Source organism: Myroides profundi, assembly GCF_000833025.1.
Lineage (GTDB): Bacteria > Bacteroidota > Bacteroidia > Flavobacteriales > Flavobacteriaceae > Flavobacterium > Flavobacterium profundi_A.
The window spans coordinates 1,338,235-1,358,769 of sequence record NZ_CP010817.1; the positions used below are offsets into that span (position 1 = coordinate 1,338,235).

At 33.3% G+C, this 20,535-nt stretch carries 17 protein-coding genes and 1 tRNA gene; 12 read left to right on the plus strand and 6 right to left on the minus strand.

The genetic code is table 11. The annotated features are described in order from the left end of the window. The first annotated feature begins 24 nt into the window (after nucleotides 1-24). The 5 genes from MPR_RS05965 (at nucleotide 25) to MPR_RS05985 (ending at nucleotide 8,056) form a co-directional block, all read left to right on the plus strand. Complete coding sequence (locus MPR_RS05965; RefSeq protein WP_082027819.1) at nucleotides 25-786, plus strand: LytR/AlgR family response regulator transcription factor; 762 nt, start codon at nucleotides 25-27, stop codon at nucleotides 784-786. Between the two features lie 166 nt (nucleotides 787-952). Beyond that, nucleotides 953-2,137 (plus strand): efflux RND transporter periplasmic adaptor subunit, encoded by a 1,185-nt coding sequence (locus tag MPR_RS05970; RefSeq protein ID WP_041890240.1) that lies wholly within the window; start codon nucleotides 953-955, stop codon nucleotides 2,135-2,137. 42 nt (nucleotides 2,138-2,179) lie between these two features. Beyond that, entirely contained in the window at nucleotides 2,180-5,344 is a 3,165-nt protein-coding gene (locus MPR_RS05975; protein WP_041890243.1) for an efflux RND transporter permease subunit, read from the plus strand. 29 nt (nucleotides 5,345-5,373) lie between these two features. Beyond that, nucleotides 5,374-6,765, plus strand: a complete 1,392-nt coding sequence (locus MPR_RS05980; protein ID WP_041890246.1) for an efflux transporter outer membrane subunit — start codon at nucleotides 5,374-5,376, stop codon at nucleotides 6,763-6,765. A 142-nt stretch (nucleotides 6,766-6,907) separates the two neighbouring features. After that, nucleotides 6,908-8,056, plus strand: a complete 1,149-nt coding sequence (locus tag MPR_RS05985) for an efflux RND transporter periplasmic adaptor subunit (RefSeq protein ID WP_041890250.1) — start codon at nucleotides 6,908-6,910, stop codon at nucleotides 8,054-8,056. Nucleotides 8,057-8,232: 176 nt separating this feature from the next. On the opposite strand, the gene MPR_RS05990 is transcribed toward MPR_RS05985, so the two are convergent. Together MPR_RS05990 and MPR_RS05995 are read right to left on the minus strand one after the other, a co-directional pair. Then, nucleotides 8,233-8,955 (minus strand): 2-phosphosulfolactate phosphatase, encoded by a 723-nt coding sequence (locus MPR_RS05990; protein WP_041890252.1) that lies wholly within the window; start codon nucleotides 8,953-8,955, stop codon nucleotides 8,233-8,235. A gap of 228 nt (nucleotides 8,956-9,183) precedes the next feature. After that, a tRNA-Ser gene (locus MPR_RS05995) sits at nucleotides 9,184-9,268 on the minus strand. A 246-nt stretch (nucleotides 9,269-9,514) separates the two neighbouring features. Between MPR_RS05995 and MPR_RS06000 the strand changes: the two genes are divergently transcribed. From MPR_RS06000 to MPR_RS06025, 6 genes are all read left to right on the plus strand, one after another. Beyond that, the gene (locus tag MPR_RS06000; protein WP_041890255.1) at nucleotides 9,515-10,093 is read left to right on the plus strand and encodes a Crp/Fnr family transcriptional regulator; all 579 of its coding nucleotides are present in this window, start codon (nucleotides 9,515-9,517) and stop codon (nucleotides 10,091-10,093) included. A 59-nt stretch (nucleotides 10,094-10,152) separates the two neighbouring features. Continuing rightward, the gene (locus MPR_RS06005; protein ID WP_041890256.1) at nucleotides 10,153-10,578 is read left to right on the plus strand and encodes an acetyltransferase; all 426 of its coding nucleotides are present in this window, start codon (nucleotides 10,153-10,155) and stop codon (nucleotides 10,576-10,578) included. Between the two features lie 324 nt (nucleotides 10,579-10,902). Beyond that, nucleotides 10,903-11,079 carry a histone H1 gene (locus MPR_RS06010; RefSeq protein WP_006259332.1) on the plus strand — a complete coding sequence of 59 codons (177 nt, stop codon included), beginning with the start codon at nucleotides 10,903-10,905 and terminating at the stop codon, nucleotides 11,077-11,079. A gap of 69 nt (nucleotides 11,080-11,148) precedes the next feature. After that, nucleotides 11,149-11,814 (plus strand): metallophosphoesterase family protein, encoded by a 666-nt coding sequence (locus MPR_RS06015; protein WP_041890258.1) that lies wholly within the window; start codon nucleotides 11,149-11,151, stop codon nucleotides 11,812-11,814. 80 nt (nucleotides 11,815-11,894) lie between these two features. Then, entirely contained in the window at nucleotides 11,895-13,301 is a 1,407-nt protein-coding gene (locus MPR_RS06020; RefSeq protein ID WP_041890260.1) for an aminotransferase-like domain-containing protein, read from the plus strand. 84 nt (nucleotides 13,302-13,385) lie between these two features. After that, complete coding sequence (locus MPR_RS06025; RefSeq protein ID WP_041890262.1) at nucleotides 13,386-13,901, plus strand: hypothetical protein; 516 nt, start codon at nucleotides 13,386-13,388, stop codon at nucleotides 13,899-13,901. A gap of 650 nt (nucleotides 13,902-14,551) precedes the next feature. Here the strand turns inward: MPR_RS06025 and MPR_RS06030 are convergent. The 4 genes from MPR_RS06030 to MPR_RS06045 form a co-directional block, all read right to left on the minus strand. Next, complete coding sequence (locus tag MPR_RS06030; protein ID WP_235280590.1) at nucleotides 14,552-15,277, minus strand: DUF6624 domain-containing protein; 726 nt, start codon at nucleotides 15,275-15,277, stop codon at nucleotides 14,552-14,554. A 238-nt stretch (nucleotides 15,278-15,515) separates the two neighbouring features. Beyond that, nucleotides 15,516-17,102 (minus strand): MFS transporter, encoded by a 1,587-nt coding sequence (locus MPR_RS06035; protein WP_041890267.1) that lies wholly within the window; start codon nucleotides 17,100-17,102, stop codon nucleotides 15,516-15,518. Further along, a complete protein-coding gene (locus tag MPR_RS06040) occupies nucleotides 17,099-18,157 on the minus strand; it encodes an HlyD family secretion protein (RefSeq protein ID WP_041890270.1) in 1,059 nt (352 codons plus the stop codon). Before MPR_RS06040 ends, MPR_RS06035 begins: the two co-directional genes overlap by 4 nt. Before the next feature lie 12 nt (nucleotides 18,158-18,169). Then, nucleotides 18,170-19,501: a TolC family protein gene (locus MPR_RS06045; protein ID WP_041890273.1), complete on the minus strand. Its 1,332-nt coding sequence runs from the start codon at nucleotides 19,499-19,501 to the stop codon at nucleotides 18,170-18,172. An 87-nt stretch (nucleotides 19,502-19,588) separates the two neighbouring features. Here MPR_RS06045 and MPR_RS06050 point away from each other — a divergent pair, with 87 nt between their 5' ends. After that, nucleotides 19,589-20,392 (plus strand): helix-turn-helix transcriptional regulator, encoded by an 804-nt coding sequence (locus tag MPR_RS06050; RefSeq protein ID WP_006263247.1) that lies wholly within the window; start codon nucleotides 19,589-19,591, stop codon nucleotides 20,390-20,392. Nucleotides 20,393-20,535 lie beyond the last annotated feature (143 nt).

The following is a 20,535-nucleotide window of genomic DNA, read 5'->3' on the forward strand; positions in this document are numbered from 1 at the left end:
AATAATAGCTTAAGAAAAATATACATGATGAAAGTTTTGATCGTAGAGGATGAGGTAAGAAATGCTAATAAATTATCTCGCTTATTGCAGGTATTAGATTCCACTATAGAAATCGTAGCTGTAGTAGAAAGTGTAAAAGAATGTATAGAATGGTTGCAGCATCACGAGGAACCGTCTTTGATCATGATGGATATTAGATTAGAAGATGGTTTGTGTTTTGAAATATTTGAACAGATAGAGATAAAGGCTCCTGTGATATTTACGACTTCTTATGACGAGTATGCTCTAAAAGCATTTAAGGTGAATAGTATAGATTATATTATGAAACCTGTGAGGGAAGAAGAGTTAGAACAGGCATTGAATAAGTTTAAATCACTTAGAAGTACTCCTGTATTAAGTGATTCTATTAAAGATATACTTGGCAGTTTACACAAGAAAGAAGCTTTTTATCGTTCACGTTTTTTGATTCCTTATAAGGATGGTTTTAAGACTGTGAAGGTAGGTGAGATCGATTTTATTTATTCAGAATTAAAGATTACACATTTAGTCTTAAAGGATAAAACTACTGTAATCGTGAGTCAGACCTTAGAGGAGTTAGAGGAAGAGTTGTCACCTGAGATATTCTTTAGAGCGAATAGACAGCATATCGTGAGTGTGGATAGTATAGAGCATGTACAGAACTACTATAATGGTAAATTAAAAATAGGCTTATTAAAAGATCCTCAGAGAGAGGTAATCGTAAGCCGTGAGAAGGCGCCATTACTTAAAAATTGGTTAAATTCATAAAGCTACATTAGTAGCTTTTTTTGTGTCTATCTATAAGTATAAGAGAATGTTTATTCAGGTAAGTAATCAGTTTTGACGTTTCAGGTTCGAATTTTTACGCTTCGAACTAATTCTAGAAGTTGGAGCGGTATAATTTTTGATTTTTGTTGTGTTAAAAGCGTTAGAAATGAATAAAATTTATAGAAGTACGAAAGTTTTGTTTTTAGGAGGACTATTATTTGGTTTATCTGTATTTTTCGTTAGTTGTAAAAGTGATGCAAACGAAGGAGCAGAAACAACATCTGTATTAGAGGTAAAAACCAGTATAGTGGAGAAAGGTGATGCATTAGTATTAAAGAAGTATACTGCATCATTAGAAGGAAGAGTTAACGTAGAAGTACGTGCACAAGCTTCTGGATATATCGAGAAGATATTAGTAGAAGAGGGAAGTTACGTAAAGAAAGGTCAGGCATTAATACTTATAGATGCACAACCTTATCGCATTCAGTTGAATAATGCTAATGCGAGTTTAAAAGCAGCACAAGCAGCTTTAGTAAATGCTCAGTTAGAAAGAGATAAAGTACAATCTTTATTAGATAATAAATTCGTTTCTCCAATACAGTTAAAAACGGCAGATGCGGCATTAGATAATGCAAAAGCTAATGTAGCACAAGCGCAGGCAGCTGTGGCAGAAGCTAAGTTGAACTTGAGCTACTGTACTATTACAGCTCCAGTAGATGGGTTCTTAGGTCGTATCACTAAACGTGTAGGAAACTTAGTAACTGCGGGTGAAGCAGAAGAATTGACTACAATGTCAGATATCTCTCAGATGTATGCTTACTTCTCATTGACAGAAGCTGATTATTTTAATTTAGTAAAAGAGAATGGCAGTTCTGATAATGTATTAAAGATGCCTATAGAGTTAGAATTAAGTAATGGTGATAAATACCCTATCACAGGTAAGGTAGATGTGATTAATGGTGAGTTTGATGCTGGTACGAACTCTATTAGCGTACGTGCAGTATTTGATAATCCAGATCGTCTATTGAGAAATGGTGGTACAGGAATAGTGAACTTGATGGCTACTCATAAAAATGTAGTACAAATTCCTATCGCTGCAACATCAGATTTACAGGATAAGATATTCGCTTATGTGGTGAATAAGGATAATACTGTAGACCAAAGACAGCTTAAAATCATAGGGAAGAACTTACATACTTACTTTATCGAAAGTGGCGTGAATCAAGGAGAAACTCTAGCTATTACAGGTGTGAATCAACTACAAGATGGTATGTCAGTAGCAGTGCTAGCTGCACCAACAAAGAATGTAGGAGGAAATGTAGATTCACAAACAGCAAAGGCTAGTGAGTAATCCCTAGATGTCTTCATTATTTAATTAAAACAAACAGAACAAATGCTTAAAAAGATTATACATAGGCCAGTATTGGCTACCGTTATATCTCTTATTATAGTAATATTAGGGGCGGTTGGTTTAACACAGTTACCGATCGCACAGTTCCCTGATATTGCACCTCCTAGTGTTACAGTAGCGGCTTCTTATCCAGGGGGTAATGCCGAGACAGTATTAAAATCTGTGGTTACTCCTCTAGAGGAGGTAATCAACGGGGTGGAGAATATGACTCATATCGAATCAACAGCTAGTAATGATGGTACAGCTTCTATCACTGTTTTCTTTGATTTAGAGACAGATCCAGATCAAGCTGCAGTTAACGTACAAAATAGGGTAGCACAGGTATCTGGTATTTTACCAGCTGAGGTATTGCAAGCTGGGGTAATCACTCAGAAAGAGCAGAGAGGTATGATTATGATTATTGACCTTATCAGTGAGGACAATACGTTATATGACGAAACATTCGTACAGAACTATGCTCGTATTAATTTAGTACGTGAGTTAAAACGTATTAAGGGAGTTGGTAAAGTACAGTTGTATGGTGAGAAAGATTATGCTATGCGTGTATGGTTAGATCCACACAAATTAGCTAATAGAGGATTAACTCCTAAAGATGTAGAGCGTGCTATCCAAAGTCAGAGTATGGAAGTAGCAGCAGGTAACTTAGGACAGAATGCTGGTGGAGCAGTTCAGTATACGCTTACTTATCCTGGAAAATATAATACACCAGAGCAATTCGAAGACATTGTAGTTCAAGCTGATAAAAGTGGTAATGTATTATATCTTAAAGACATTGCACGTATAGAGTTTGGTGCAGTGGCTTATGATGAAGAGAATAAGATTAACAGCTTAGATGCTGTATCTATGGCTGTGTTCCAAACAAAAGGATCAAATGCCAATGAGATTCAGACACAAGTATATAAAGTGATAGAGGATTTAACGCCTCAATTACCAAAAGGATTAAAATACAATGTAACCTTTGCTAATAAAACACAATTAGACGAGTCTATTAATCAAGTAAAAACTACGTTGATTGAAGCGTTCTTACTAGTGTTCGTAATTGTATACATTTTCTTACAAGATTTTAGATCTACTATTATTCCAGCGATAGCAGTGCCAGTATCATTGATCGGTACTTTCTTTTTCTTGAATATGTTAGGATTCTCTATCAATATGTTGACACTATTTGCATTAGTATTAGCGATTGGTATTGTAGTAGATGATGCTATTGTGGTCGTAGAGGCCGTCCATAGTACGATGGAGCTCGAAGGATTAGATGCAAAAGAAGCAACATCTAAAGCGATGAGCGAAATTTCAGGTGCGATTATCTCGATTACTTTAGTAATGTCAGCAGTATTCTTACCTGTAGGTTTTATGGAAGGTCCAGTGGGAGTATTCTATAAGCAGTTTGCATATACACTTGCGATAGCGATTATGATCTCGGCAGTAAATGCTTTGACATTGAGTCCAGCGTTATGTGCTTTATTACTTAAAAATCACCACCATGATTTAGAACACAATGCAGGTGAAACAAAAAAGAATGGTTTTAAAACTAGATTCTTTAGATCATTTAATGCAGGGTTTACTTCATTAACGAATAAGTATATCGGTGGAGTTAAGTTCTTAATTAAGAGAAAGGTATTGAGCCTATGTATCTTATTAGGATCTATTGTAGGAATGGTATTCTTAATGAATTCAACTCCTAAAGGGTTTATTCCAAACGAGGATCAAGGGTTTGCGATGTTTGCACTTTCATTACCTCCAGGATCATCTATTGATAGAACTGCAGCAGTATTAAAAGACGGTGATGAGATCATGAGAAAGCATCCTTCTGTAAAGGCAGTTACTACTATTTCTGGATTTAATATATTAGGTAATGCTGCCAGTCCAGCATACGGTATGGGATTCATCTCATTTAAGGATTTAAAAGAAAGAGGAGAAGTAAGAGATATTAATGAAATCATAGCTGAATTAAATGCGCAATTGACTTCATTAAAAGAAGGAGAGTTTTATGTATTTGCCAATCCAACTGTACCAGGATTCGGAGACTTCGATGGATTAGAGTTGGTTGTTCAAGATAAAAGAGGAGGAAGCATTGAAGATTTTGCAAATGTTGTAAATCAATTCAATAAGGATTTGAGTGATACAGATGAGGTACAGAGTGCCTTCACGATGTTTAAAGCTGATTTCCCAATGTATAAGATCGTAGTAGATCCTGTAAAGGCAAAGATGCATGGAGTGGATGTAAGTGATATGATGAGTGCAGTTCAATTATTCTATGGATCAGCACAGGTGAACGACTTTAACCGTTTTGGTAAACAGTTTAAGGTGTTTGTTCAAGGAGATGCACAGTTTAGAGCAGATGAAGAATCATTTAAGACTATATATGTTACAGCTGGTTCTGGAGAGATGATTCCAATCAGTTCATTGGCACATTTAGAAAAAGTGTATGGTCCACAGGCAATTAGTCGTCATAACTTATTTAACTCTATTGCTGTGAATGGTATTATTAAACCAGGAGTAAGTACAGGTGATGCAATGAAAGCAGTAGAGAAAGTAGCTGCTGAGAAATTACCAGCAGGTTATGGAATCGAATGGTTAGGATTGAGTAAAGAGGAGCAAAAGTCAGGTGGACAGATGGTATTTATTTTTGGTTTATCAATCTTGTTTATCTACTTTATTCTTTCGGCTCAGTATGAGAGTTATATCTTACCATTAGTAGTATTGTTATCATTACCAGTTGGTATTATGGGGGTGTTCCTAGCTATTGGAGCTGTGGGAATAGCTAATAATATCTATGTACAGGTAGGGCTCATCATGCTGGTCGGACTGTTAGCTAAGAATGCTATTTTGATTGTAGAATTTGCTGTTCAGAAACGTCAAGGAGGAATGAGTATTGTGGATGCAGCTGTTGAAGCTTCTCGTTTACGTCTTCGTCCTATTTTAATGACATCGTTTGCATTTATCGCTGGATTGGTGCCACTGATGTTTGTTCAGGGATCATCAGCACAAGGTAACCATTCTATTAGTATTGGTACTGCAGGAGGGATGGTAGTAGGAGTTGTTTTAGGAGTATTTGTTATTCCATTCCTATATGTATTCTTCCAATATTTACAAGAGAAAGTGAGTGGGAAAGCACCAGAACAACCAGAGGTATTAGAAGACTAATAGTTCAACAGACTGTAATTAATTAGAGAATGAAAAAAATAGTATATATAGTAATAGGTTCGATTTTTTTCACTGCTTGTAAAGTAGGGAAAGACTATGAAAGACCAACAGTAGAAAAGCCAGAGCAGTTTTATCAAGAAACTGTTTCTGATACTACTGCTAATAATCTAGCTAAACTTAGTTATTCGGAGTTCTTTAAGAATGAAGAATTAACTAGTTTAATACAAATAGCTTTAGAACGAAATGCGGATTTACAAGTAGCTGTTAAGAATATAGAACAGACTAATCTATTGTATACGCAATCTAAGATGGCTTTGTTGCCACAATTAACAATGAATGTGGCAGCTAGTAGAACAGAATCTTCTAAGAATAGTTACTTAGCAGCTAATGATGCAGGACGTGTTAATGATGATTTTAATGCTAATCTAGACTTGTCTTGGGAATTAGATATTTGGGGGAAGCTTAGAAGGGAGAAAGAGGCTGCATTAGCAACAATGTTACAAACTGAAGAGATAAAGCGTGCAATACAGAATAGATTAGTAGCTGAGGTAGCAACAAGCTATATTAATTTATTAATGCTTGATGAACAACTTAAGATAGCAAAGGAAGGAATTATCCTTCGTGAGAATACTTATTTGTTGACCAAAAAAATGTTTGAGGTAGGTAATGAGACTATTGTAGCGATGCAACAAGCAGAGGCACAATGGTTAGAGTCTAAAGAGTTATTACCTCAATTAGAGCAAGAAATTGCTTTACAAGAAAGTGGATTGAATTTGCTTTTAAATAATTATCCGCAGGCAATTTCTCGTTCTGTTACTATAGGTGGTTTAAGTTTTGTTACTGATTTAAATACGGGTGTACCTGCGGATTTTTTAAGTACTCGTCCTGATATACAAGTAGCGGAGTACAATCTTAAAGTAGCAAATGCGAAAGTAGGTGCTGCTCAGGGGCAGATGTATCCTAATATCGTAATATCAGCTCAAGGAGGATTAAATGCATTTAAGGCTTCGGATTGGTTCCAAACTCCAGGTTCTTTATTTGGAATGGTAGCAGGAGGATTAGTACAGCCTTTATTTAATCAAAAGAAATTAAAAACAGCTTATGAAATCGCTGTTGTAGAAAGAGAGAAAGCTGCAATACAGTTTAAAAATACAGTTGTCACAGGATTTACTGATGTGCATAATGCATTAGTAAAAATTGACAAGATTTCTCAAAAGGAGGAGATGATGCAAAAGAGAGTGGATATATTAAACACTTCTTTGTCTAACATCAAATTTATGTTTGAGATGGATAAGGTATCTTACTTAGAGGTTATTAATGCACAGAGTTTAGCGTTGCAAAGTAGTTTGAGTTTTGCAGAGTTAAAGAGAGATCATTTAGCATCGCTAGTTGATTTGTATAGAGCTCTGGGAGGTCATTAATATAATCTAGTAGATTTTTGATTGAGGATGAAACCAATATTGTTTACAATATTGGTTTTTTTTATTGTAATTTAGATGTTTGGATTGTTTTTTTTCAGTCCTTTGCATCAGTTAGTTATCTTTGTAAGGATAAGAGTGGGTTATGAATAAAAAAAATGTAAAACTTCAGCAGATTATAATGACACTTCTAAGTATTGTATTCTTAGTAGGGGTGGGTTATTATGGAAATAAGGATAAAGGTGGAGAAAAGGAAGTGATTGAATCTAAAACGATTGTAGCCACTGAAGAAGTAGTCCAAACTGACAATGAAGTAGCCTTAGAAGAGGAAGAGGAGAAAACAGAAGAGGTAAAAGAGGTAGTAGCTCCTACAGTCTTAGTGTTGAATAGTAAATACCATACTTATACAAAAGAGTATGCAGCTAAGGTCAAGATGAAGTATAGTACCCCTATCAAGGAGTCTATAGAAGGGAAAGTAGTGTCGCTTTTTATAAAAGAAGGACAGGCTATCTCAGAAGGCCAAGTAATCTATGAAGTAGAGGTAGGGAGTCTACAGGTCTCTAAGAAAGAGAAGGATAAAGAACAGAGTGAGTACAAGGGATTAAAAAAAGATCTAGAACGTGCTGAGAATAGATTACAGAAGTTAGCTAGAAGAGACAGTGTTGCTTTTGTTAAACAACGCGAGGTTGTAGAGGAGTTGCGTAAGAACCTAGTTGAGCTAAGTGATAAAATCAATGCATCTGATACGAAGTATAGTAGACATGCTGTTAAGTCTGATTATAGTGGTATCGTGAAGAATATCTCTGTTAAAGTAGGAGATGTCCTAACAGCTAATGATAAGCATAATTTGTTTACTATAGTTGGGTATGATGTGTTTTTTGAAATACCTGCTAATGATATGGTGCAGTGGAGACAAGGCATCACAGGACAGAATACTCTTGTAAGCTCATTTGAAACTAAAGAAGGACAACGTATTCCTGTCAAAGTAAATCTTAAGAATGATACAGATATTTTCTTTTTAGATAAATCTCCTCAAGTAATGGAAGGATTAAAACTCAATGGAGAAGGTATTGCAGAGAATAGAGTGGTGATATCATTGGTATATAAAGATGTTATAGAGATACCTTATTCTGCTATAAGTTTAACTAGTGATGGTAAGCAGTTCATAACGATTAAAGGTGAAAATGGTGTGGAAAGTAAGAAAGAAATAGTTCCTATCAGAAAATATACTTCGTATGCCTTAGTGAATGATCCTACCCTTGAAGGTGTGTCTATTGAGAATAAAAGTAATTAATGAGATAAGTTTTTATATATAAGTAAAGCCCTTGTAGATGTTCTATGAGGGCTTTTTGTTTTCAGTAAATTAACTTTAGAGGAAGGGTATAGTTATTAGAACACAGTGTGTATATTTCTTTTAGAAGATCATTTTACTGTATCTTTTTTTAGTGTAAAAGGGTTTGATATAATCAATTATATATTTCCATTTTCAAAATATCCATTCCTTAGCACAGGCACACAGTTACTAATATTAAAATCACTAGCTAATAAGACGTCTTTTTCAAATCCTCTAGCTATTAATTCTTTTCCAGAACTACATTCTTTAATATCACTTAGTAGCGTTTCTTGGCTACTTTTGAATATCGCTAGACTAGCCTTACTTTCTGGAGATAATCTATCTTCTAAATAAGAAATTATTGCTCCAGCTCCTATTACATCTTCAAGAGAGACTCTTAAAGAATTGTCTTGCCATTGTTCTCCAGCAGCGATTATAGATATTTTCTTTCCGTACTTTTTAGCAAAATTGGCTACTGCTTTAGCGTTTCTTAAGCAGCCACATAGTGTAGGGGTATTCCCTGTTGTTAAGCTAAGGGTAGCTCCATTAGGAGAAGGTAAGACTAATTTTTGATGAGGAGTAATATGGGTTAGAGAGGTTGGGGAAAGTGAAAAACCATCTGTATATTTTCGTTTAAAATCAGCTAAGATAGCTCCTACATTTTTAGCATATTCTATAGCTGTTTCATTTTTCCATTGATATGGATAGATGAATGCTCCTCTACTAGTTGCAATATCTACACAAGTAGAAAAAGACAAAACATCGACTATTATGATTACATCAGAAATAGGAGCAAGCTCTTCTACTCCCTTTAATCCCCATTCCATTCTTATATCGTATTCGTGTTGATTGTATATCATATATTAAGTAATAAAAATTGTTCTAGATTTCGGTAATAATATAAATATAGTCACTTCTTGTAGAATATCTATATTCATAATAAAGTAGAAAGGTGCGCAATAAATAAAGTTTATTTAATGCACCTAATTAGCGTAGTATTTGGCTAATGTGGAATCTGAGTTTAATTAAAAGAAGGGAGCAATAAAGCATAAAAAAAGCCCGATAACGAGTGTTATCGGGCTTTTCAGCGGAGAAAGAGGGATTCGAACCCCCGGACCTGTTACAGTCAACGGTTTTCAAGACCGCCGCATTCGACCACTCTGCCATTTCTCCAAATGGTCTACATTACTTCCGTATTGCGAGTGCAAATATACTGCAAATACTGGGCTTTGCAAGGTTTTTTGAATAAAAAAGATATTCTTTTTTATGATGTTATTATAACTTGTTTAAAATGAGTTAGTAATAGTTGTTTAAAAATTCAAGCTTTTTGCACAAATCTGTATGCAGAGGCTTTTTTTATTTCTACTTACTTGACTTTTCTAAGTGTTTTTATATATTTATCAAGTTAATAAGTAGAATATGCTTTTAGAAAAGTTATTAAAAGAGTTTGAAGTTGAATTATCTGTATTTACTTCTTCACAGTATACTTTGTTTGATGAATACTTCGAACGAATTTCTATTTCTAAGAATGAGTATCTAATAAAAGAAGGAGAGGTAGAGCAGTACAGTTATTTTATTTATGAAGGAATATTTAGATGTTGGACTTTAGATCCTAAAGGAACTGAACAAACATTTTGGTTTTGTAAAGAAGGAACTTTTTCTATGTCGAATATTTCTTTTTCTCTTCAAGAGCGAGCGGACTTTTCTGTACAAGCTGTTATGGACGCAGTAGTATATCGAATTAATAAAGAGCAAATAAGCGATTTATACGCTTCTATTTCTGGATTAGAGATAATGTTCGGGAAATTAACCGCAAGGCTTTTAAATCGTCTCTTACAGCGTAATATAGATCTAATTAAGTATTCTTCAGAAGAATATTATTTGAGAATGCAAGAAGAATATGGATTGACATTTAATTATATCCCCTTAAAAGATATAGCTTCTTATTTAGGGATTACCCCGCAAGGGCTGAGTAGAATTCGCAAGCGAATTTTTTAACCCAGGTTCAGTAGATTGTCTTTCAAAGCTTAGAAATTTGCCTTATTAAATTTAAAATTATGATTAGAAAAGTAAAGAGTCAAGAATATCCAGTATTAGTAGAGATATGGGAAAGTGCAGTAATACATACTCATGATTTTTTAGCAAGAGAAGACTTCGAGTATTTTAAAAAGACCATACCTAGTTATTTTGAATTCGTGGAGTTGTATGTACATCTTAATCAAGAGGGAAGAATGACTGGTTTTATAGGTGTTGCTGATGGGAACTTAGAAATGTTGTTCATACACAATGATTTTCGAGGACAAGGAATAGGTAAATTGTTATTAAACTATGCTAAAGATAGACTTCATATTACGAAAGTAGATGTAAATGAACAAAATCATCAAGCAGTTGGATTTTATTTACACATGGGGTTTAAATCAGTAAGCAGATCTGAGACAGATGGACAAGGAAAGCCTTATCCTATCCTACATTTAAGCTTGTAATTATTCCCACGAATGAAGAGGAACAATGAATGTTTTGTGTAAAACACGATAGTTTAAGGACTAAATTTATAGAAACTGATCTCTTTTGAGCAATATCTGCTCACTTTTTTAGCAAAGTGTAGTAATAACGGTTGATTCGACGTATTTAGCTTTGGTGTGTTGAAAGTGAGTGAATTAGGTGATATTTACCGTTTGAAATACAAGAATGTAAAAATATCAAGTACCAAAACAGAGAGGGAAAGTGGTAAAAAAGTCAGTAAATACTGTGTATATGTGAGATTATATTCTATTTTTGTAATACATATTTAAAATGTAAAAATTACCATGAAAGAATTAATCGAAAAAATCAACGCTGAGTTTGAAGCGTTCCAACAAGATTCAGCTTTACAATTAGAAAACGGAAATAAAGCTGCAGGTACAAGAGCACGTAAAGCTTCTTTATCTATTGAAAAACTTTTAAAAGAGTTTAGAAAAGCTTCTTTAGATGCTTCAAAACAATAATAATAAAAACTCCTACTTTCTTAAGTAGGAGTTTTTTTATTCTTTAAGTTTGTATTTTATAAAAAGAGCATGAACTATTTTATCATTGGTGATATACACGGTTGTTATCACACGTTTTGTTCTCTTCTAGAGCAGTGGGATTCTTCTAATGAGCACTTAGTATTAGTTGGAGATTTAATAGATAGAGGCAATTATAGTTGGTTAGTCGTAGAGAAGTGTTTAACCTTATTAAGTGATACAACATTGTCAGTAACTGTTCTTAAGGGAAACCATGAAGCTGAACTTATTCAGTATATTAAGGATGGACATCATGAAATATGGACATCTCAGTGTGGATTAGCTACCTTAGAAGACTTTCAAATGCATCATGTAGATTTGCAAAACCTTTTACCACATTTAGAAAGACTACCACTTAAGTTTGAGACTTCTTCATTTATTGTCACACATGCTGGAGTATGTGATACGACTAATCCTTATGAGGAGACTAATTGGGATGGGGTATTATGGACTCGTAAGCCACTAGTCAATCTTCATAAATTACAAGTACATGGTCATACTCCTTTAAAACAAAATCAACCTCAGTACACTGCAGATAGTCATTCGTATAATATAGACACAGGAGCTTATTATGGCTATGGGCTAACTGGTATTAAGTTAGATCAAGTAGCTAATGTTGTTGAAATTATAAATATACCTACAGATAGGCGTGATATAGCATCAGAGAGTAATGAATAATTGTATCTTTGATTGAGAGTAGTTTTTATTCTACTTACAATATTGCGTTAAGTCATGAAGAATTTCTACATACTGATTATATGAGAATGAAGGAGTATAGGTATAGTATTTTTACGGATAAAATAGAAGAGGGAATAAACAAAGGGTTGTTAAAGCCTGGAGATAAACTACCTTCTGTTCGAGCTATAAAAAAAGAATACAACTTAAGTATAAGTTCTGTTCAGAGTGGCTATGATTATCTTGTATTTAAAGGCATGGTCACTAGTATGCCTCGCTCTGGGTATAGGGTATCTGATCGTCTTGCGGAACAAAATCTAGAAGTAGAATTACCTATTATCCCTCGCGATGCAGTTTTTAGAAAAAAAATACATCTTATAACAAACCCTATAAGTGACACTAGTCAGACTATACTTAATGAGGCGAGTCCGTCTGACCTATTTATTCCTCAAAAATTAGTTCTCAAAACAATGCAAGAGGTAATAAGAGAAAAAGGAGCTTCTTTACTTCGTTATTATCCTAATAATGGGGCAGAAGAGCTAAGAGATTTGTTAGTGAAGAGAGCTGGACTTCATGGAGCTTCCATATCATCAGATGAACTTTTGGTTACTGATGGAGCATTACAAGCACTATATATTGCTTTAAGTTCTATTACTTCACCTAATGATATTATAGCAGTGGAGAGCCCATGTATCTTCTCTATTTTAGAAGTTATTGCTAGTCTGAAGCTAAAGACAATAGAAATACCTGTTCGTGCGTATGATGGATTTGATACAGACTATTTAAAAAAGGTCTGTGCAACTAATAATATAAAAGCGATTGTACTAACTCCTAATTTTCATAACCCTACAGGAATATTAATGACTGAGGAGAGTAAAAAAGCAGTTTATGCAACTGCTCTATATCACAATGTACCCATCATAGAAAATGATGTTTTTGGCTGTCTTTATTTTAAGGGAAGTAGACCAAGTAATATCCGTAACTATGATGAAGCAGGATTAGTAATGACATATTCGTCTTTTTCTAAATCGTTAGCGCCAGGTATAAGGCTAGGATGGTTAGCAGCGGGGCAGTTTTTTTCTGAGGCAGAGCGTTTGAAGTTCGCTCTAGGTCGTTCAGTATCTCCAATAAATCAAGAGGTAATGATAAAGCTTCTTCAATCTTCAGCTTATGATAAGCACCTTAGAGTTTTTCGTCAGCAATTAGAGCGTCAGGCATTACAGTTGGTAAGACAATTAATTCATAGTTTTCCTGATTCTATTCATGTTCAACTTCCACAAGGGGGGTATTGTACATGGGTTCAATTGCCTGCGCATATAGATATGAACTTTTTCTATAAGCGATGTACAGAAGAAGGAGTACAGTTTACACCTGGAGAGACTTTCTCCTTTACAGATGTATACGATAATTGTTTTAGAGCAGTATTCTCTAAACAACTTACTTTACACAATCTAGAAGCGATAAGAAGAGTAGGAGAATCTATATTATAAGGGATGTACCGATGCTTTTTTAGAGTACTGTATCGAAACAGATGAATTAGAAAAGGATATGTTTGTAGATAAACATGAAATAATATGGATATAATATCGAAATTCACAATAGGAACTGAAGAAGGACTTGGTATTCTTTTTCAATTAAGAGAAGCTCAAATAAGAGAAATGTACGCAGATACAGTGGAAGTAGAGCGATTAAATCAATATATAACTCAACAATTAAATCATAAGGAAGCTGTATTAGAACTGAATAATCTAAGTACACAAATGCTAACAGTGTTTAATCAAGAAGTACCTGCGGGGTTTGTGATGATTAAACAAGTAATGCAGCCAGAAGTACTAAAAGATAAAAAAGTTATTAATCTCGAGTCTTTTTATATCAATTCTGAGTATAATGAGGTAGGAGTAAGAGAGTCTTTATGGCAAAAGACTTTATCCTTAACCCGTAATTATGACGCAATATGGATAGAGGTATTACAGGATAATCCTTTGATTCCCTTCTTGAAAGAGTGGGGATTTGAGATTAATCAGGAGTCTGTTATACAGCCTTTTAGTAAGCCTTCTTATATCCTGATAAGATGGAAACCTAGTGAATAAGCTCTTTTGACAAGGAGTGTTTTTTATAAGTTATTGATTGAAAACCATAAGCATTGCTTGTGGTTTTTTAATTTATGTGTTTTTGAAGATGTAATGTTCAAAATTAGTACGCTAGTAAAGAGTTTTCTTTAAATCAGAGTTTATTTGATAATTGTCTTTCTTCAATTACATAAAAAGTAAAATAAAAATAAGTGTAAATGGATGAATGATAATTTGTCAATTTATTTTTTTGGAAAATGAGTACACTAAAAATCTATTTCTTATTAATAAACTAAAGATAGTTTTGTTCTGACTTACTAGAGGTTTGCTAGAGGGTTTCTTGCACCTTTCTTCGAGAAAGACACCTTCTGGGCAAGGAAAGTCCAAGAAAACTCCTAGTAATCCCCTAAGAAGTGCAAGCTAAGGAGATTCTCTTATTCATAAATATCTAAATCAAAACTCGCATATTAGTTTAACAATTTCAATTCCTGTCTTTGCTTTAACCTATAATAATTCTCTATAGTAACACCATTGTACAATAATGTATTAAAGCCTTTTTATGTCATGATAAGATGGAAATCTATTGAATAAGTTCTTTTGACAAGGAGTATATTATATTTTATAAGTTAATTTTGATCATGGTTGTGAACATTTATTTATGGCCATTTTTATTATTGGATGTTGAGAGGCTCAAGCCCTAATTCTTTTCTTCTCTTATTTACTTTTTTGAGATTATCATAAGGGTATAATATTAGATTTCCTTTATCATCATAAGTTGATTGTGTTCCATATTTTTGAGGTATTTCTTCGCCTGTAGCTATTTTATCTTGTAAGTAAGCCAAGTGTTTTGGTTCTAAGTAGCCTAGTTTTATAGCCTTTTTTATTTGTTTGAAATATTTCTTTTGATATTTGGTATTAGCATGTAATAATATGACAAGAGCATGGTAACTACTTTCTTTTTTGTTTACTATTGCTGTATGAAAATCACAATGATCAAAGATGTTAAATAATAACCTTTGATTTAGTGCATCTATTTTCAGATCCATTGTACCACTTAATCTATTTTCTTTATCTTTTAGGTAAGTATCTTTTAACAGACTATCTATTTGGGTACAGTCGATATCTAATTTAGTATTGATAGTGTCAGTATATATTCCATAAGTTTGATACAACATCATAGTCTTTTTAAACGCTATATCTTTTCTAGTGATTTTTTTGAATTTTAAAACTATAGAATCATTTTGTTGGTCAACGTATCTATCTACAGTATATTTTTTTGGAGAGTATGTAGCCGCTTGTTCATAACTTAAAAGGTCATTACTAGGAGATAATATTTTATAAACTTTATTATTAAGAGAATCTATTTTTATTAACTCTAGTACTTGCTGATTGCTCATTTTTAGATACCTTTTATTTGAGGTACAACTAGTAAAGATTAAAGAGAATAATAAAAAGTAACTTATATATCGGAACATTGTATTTTGTTTTTATAAAGATAATGTATTTCAATCTCATCTTGTAATGAGTTATCACTGTTTATATAGTTTATCTACACTTTTAGTTAAGAAAAAGAGCCAAGTTCCCTCTAGAGAGAACTTGGCCCGTGGTATAAAAAGCTTAGAAAAAGGAAAAATATTAATAAGGTATAAAGTCCTTACTTAGTTTACTAAGAATCTTCTTGGTAGGAGAAGATAACATGACCATGAGAATAATAAATATTAACCCCCAGATAACCCAAGTATAGTAGTCTTGAGAGGCTCTAGTTATAATCTGTGTATTGATATGGTTATTGTAAATTTTAGTGGCTAGTTGAGCTCCTGTGGTGTAATCTTTTCCATCTAGTGTGACATGGTGTTGTATATTTTTAAGTGTTTCATTGTTTAATGGATTAGTAGATGCTATATATTCAGAAGCTCTATTGTAGTGTATACTTTTATTAAACAGTTGGAAGTAATTGGTAACTCCTATCGTAACAGAAAAACTTAAGAACCTAAAGCTAATTCCTAAAAATGAAACAGCATTAGATATAGCTGGTGGTATAGAGGCAGCTGCGTATATTATTAAGGGAATGTGTAAAGCTGCAATGGCAAATCCTTGAATAAAAAAGGGAAGTATAAAACTCTCTGTTGTACCTGTATTAGAGAATAAGAAATAGACTTGGATGTGATAGATTAATAAAGTTCCAAAACCAAGTAATACAATGTATTTAATCGCAACATCATTTAATAATAATCTTGATACAATTAGTAACCCCGCTATTGTCCCTAAGGTATTACTGATATAAATACTAGTCAGATGAATAGAAGATACGCCTAATGACTGTAAATAGGAGTAAGCAAAACCTGTCGTTCCTTTAAAAAAGTAATAGATCATAATCAAGAGGATACCTAAACAAAAGTCTTTGTATCTAAAAACAGCTAGATTAATAAAAGGTCTTTTAAGACTGAGCTGTCTCAAGATGAATAAGATTAACCCTACAACTGTTGTACTAGTTAACAGTCTGATTCTACTGTGTTCCAAATAGTTTAATTGTTGTCCATACACGAATATATAGCCGATAGAACAGATAATAATCGTAAAGTAAATATAACTAATCCAATCTACCTGATATAGAGGGAGTTTTTCTCTAATGTGTACATTATTAGTAATAGTGAGTAATAGAACAGCTCCAGGTACCTGTAAGATAATCAGTAAGTAAAACATAATATTAAATGAATAGTACTGAAGTATGTAGCTACATAATATTCCGCATATCGGAACAGAAACTAATAAGGTACCATAGAATATAGTATATCCTATCACTCGGGCTCTAGCAGAATTAAGTCTTGGAAAAATAAGATTAAGACAGATGCTACAGAATAAAGCACATACAGCTCCTTGTATAAAACGACAAACAAAGAAGATAGTCAAGTCTCTAGTCATAGCACAGATGATATAAGTAATCGTATTAAAGACAATACCTAGTAAGAGGTATTGTCTTAAGGAAAAATACTTGACTAATCGATCATCTAGTGGTAAGAAACAAACTAAAGCGCCATACATTAGTATTACAGAGTACTGGACGTCAGAAGCTTCGATACCATAATAACTCATCGTCTCTAGCGTATTGCTATAATAAAAAGCAAATACAGCTAAAGCAGGAAAGAGTATTAAGAAGATAGTGATACGAATAAGGTAATCTGGTACCCACTCTTTAAAAGTTGGTAGTTTTATGTTTTTCATGGTTTATCTATATATACATTGGCATTCATCCCAGCAGATAAGTTGCTAATCTTAGCTACATTATCTTTTAGTTTGATTCTTACAGGGATACGTTGAATAATTTTGACAAAGTTCCCCGTAGCATTATCAGGAGGTAGTAAGGAATATCTAGATCCAGTAGCTGGTGAGATGGATTCTATCTCTCCTATAAATTCTATATCAGGAAAAGCGTCTATTGTTATTTTAGCAGATTGCCCTATTTTAAACTTGCCAATTTGTGTTTCTTTAAAATTCGCTATGATCCATTTACCTCTTTCTTCATTGACGATATAAGAGATTGTTTGACCAGATTGGATTAATTGTCCTTCTTGTATAATCTTCTTGCCTATTCGACCAGTATATGGTGCTGTGATAACAGTATAGCCTAGGTTGAGGTTGCTTTTATCTAAAGTAGCTTCACTCAACTTTAGATTAGAGATAGCTGCCAGTTTCTGAGCTTTTACATCTTCTATTTTAGACAATGCAGCTTGATAAGCTTGTTGAGCAGCTTGGTATTCTGATACTGCTATATCTAGAGCCGTTTTGATATTGTCAAATTGCTGTTGAGTAGTTGATTCTTCTTCAAGTAGATTTTTAAATCGTTTAAACTCTTGTTGTTGTCTAGTGAGCTTTGCTCTAGCTACTTCTATCTGAACTTTTGTTACTTGTGCATTAGTATGTAATGTATTGATATTTGCATCCAGTATATCGATTTGAGATTGCGCACTTTGTAGAGAAGCTTTTGCTTCTAGTTGAACAGCTTTATAATCTCTGTTGTCAATTGTGATTAGTGTATCTCCAGATTTTACCAATTGATTTTCTTCAAAGTGTATTGTTTTGATATAACCACCTACTTTGCTATTTATAGGGTTTACATATTGCTCTACTTGAGCATCATTAGTTGATTCATATCTTAAAAATTCTATTCCCAAAATCATCCCATAGACTGCTAACCCTGCGATAGCCAATAGTGCTATTATTTGAGTTATTTTAAGAATGATACGGTCTACTTTTGTTATTTTATTATTTGTACTCATAGTTGTTTTTACTTATAAATTACCGATTACCTTTTGTATTTGATAATATTCTATTTTAGCATTGATCTCTGCTGTAGTGAGGTCGAATTGAGCTTGTAACAGTTGTGTTTCTGCATCTAATAAGTCTGTCAATAAAGACTGTTGATTAAAGTAACTATTTCTGATAATACGCAATGTTTCTGTAGTTTGCTTGATGTTTTTTTCAGCAACTGAGATTCTTTGTAACGTTTCTGTATATTTTACATAAGATGCTCTAAGTTCATTTTTTAACTGATCTACTTTTTGTTCTCTTTCTACTTTTTGTTTTGAGATAAAGGACTGCTGGCTTATTTTCTGATGCTTGGTGTGATATAAGTTAGAGATAGGAATATTGAGTTTAAGACCTATCTGTCCCATACCGTATAAGGCATCAGCATAAGGATATGCCTTATTCTGTGGATAGTTAAAACTGTAATCAGCGAACAAACTTACCTTAGGAAGTATTTTTGCTTGGAGTTGTTTTAAATCCAATTCACTTCGTTGAATATCATTATCAGCTATTTGCAGCTCATAAGCGTTTTGTAATGCTTTTTCTAAATAAGATTCATAAGAGGATTCTAAGTTTATTTCTTCCTTTAAATCCTTATATAATGGTGTTAGAGGAGCTAGTTCATCACGCCCCATTAGCAAATTAAGTTGCTGTTGGATAATCAGAATGTTGTTTTCTATTTCTGTCAATAGCATTTGATGATTAGACAAGGTCACCTCAGAACGCAACACATCACTTTTCAGAATAGTACCATTCTTGTATAGACTGTTAATCTCAGCAAGTTGTTTATTGTCTTGTTTTATCTCTTTTTCGACAAGATCTTTATAATGTGTATGGCGTATTAGCGTATAAAAGAGTTTTGTACTTTCTAGTTTGACTTCAGCTAACGAAAGTTGGAGTAGTGAATGAATAGAGGCTAGATCTACTTCTTGTATTTTAATCTCTCTGTTTTTGCTCAGTCCATTGTACAGTATTACATCTGTCGCTAACATTGAACTATAGTTGGTTGAGTTGATCCTAACTGTTGTAGGCTTGTTTAGAAAACCATCTTCATATAGGGGCATATCTGATAGTCTACTATAACTACCTTGTAAGTTTATAGTAGGAAGTTGGCTTGCTTTTGTATTTTTAATATTTTCTTGTTGCGCTTTCTCATTTAATTGTATTGCTTTTATTTTTTTATGATTCTCTTGCGTAAGTTCCCATATTCTGTCTAAATCAAAAGTGTTTTTATCATCCTTAATAGATTGGGGTAGTGCTTTTTGACCTATTATGAGCAAAAAGACTATTAGGTATAAAAAGTTGTTCTGTTTCATGTATTCTATTTATTTACTGCAAAACTAGATTAGAATGATTCTAAGTGTTTTATATAACTAGCCAATATTTTACTTATTTTAGCCATTATGGAAATGTTATTACAAACAGAAAAGGAAATAGATCAATACAAGGATAGTATCTATATTATGCGAGAGCAATTAGAACATAGGTTTCCTCCTCATAAGCACAATAAGAGTCAGATACTACTAGTATCTGGAGGGATCGCTTATCTAAAGACAAAAGAAAGAGAGTATTATATACCAGCTCAGCATTATGTATGGATACCTAAAGGGATGATACACAATGTGAAGTCTAATACTACGGATGTCGTGATTCTAAATATCTACTTCTATGAAGAAGATACTGATGTGGAGCATCGCTTTATGGAGCGTTTAGGTATTTACCCAGTGAGTAATTTGATGTATGAGATGTTGATTTATGCTAGGCAGTGGAAGGGAATTATCCTACCTGATACTTGGGCTTATGAGTTTCTATCTACGATGAAGCACTACATTATGCAGCATCCAGGTAAGTCATTTTCTATTCAATTGCCTACAACAGAAGAACCTAAAATGTTGTTGATCACAGAGTATATGCAAAAGAATTTAGGTGAAGCATTAACACTAAATGTAATGGCTGAGGTATTTGGCTATAGTGTGAGGACATTGACAAGATTATTTAAATCTCATTTAGATATTTCGTTTTTGCAATATTTAAAGATGGTAAGAATGATTAAGGCTATGGAGCTTCTGATGAGTACAGATAAGAATGTGAGTGAAGTAGCCTTTGATGTTGGCTATTCTAGTATTGCTGCTTTTAGTAATACTTTTCAGCAATTGTTTAATGTAAGACCAAGTGATTTCCAGATTTCAATGCACAATATAAAGTAAAAGATAGTATATGCTTTTTCTAGAATTTATAATTGTAGAAATATCTTGTAAATTGCTTTGTAATATTACCAACTAAAGAAATATGAAACTAATTAATGCAATAGAATTAGTACCGTTTAATTATGCTAAAAGCGACTATCAGA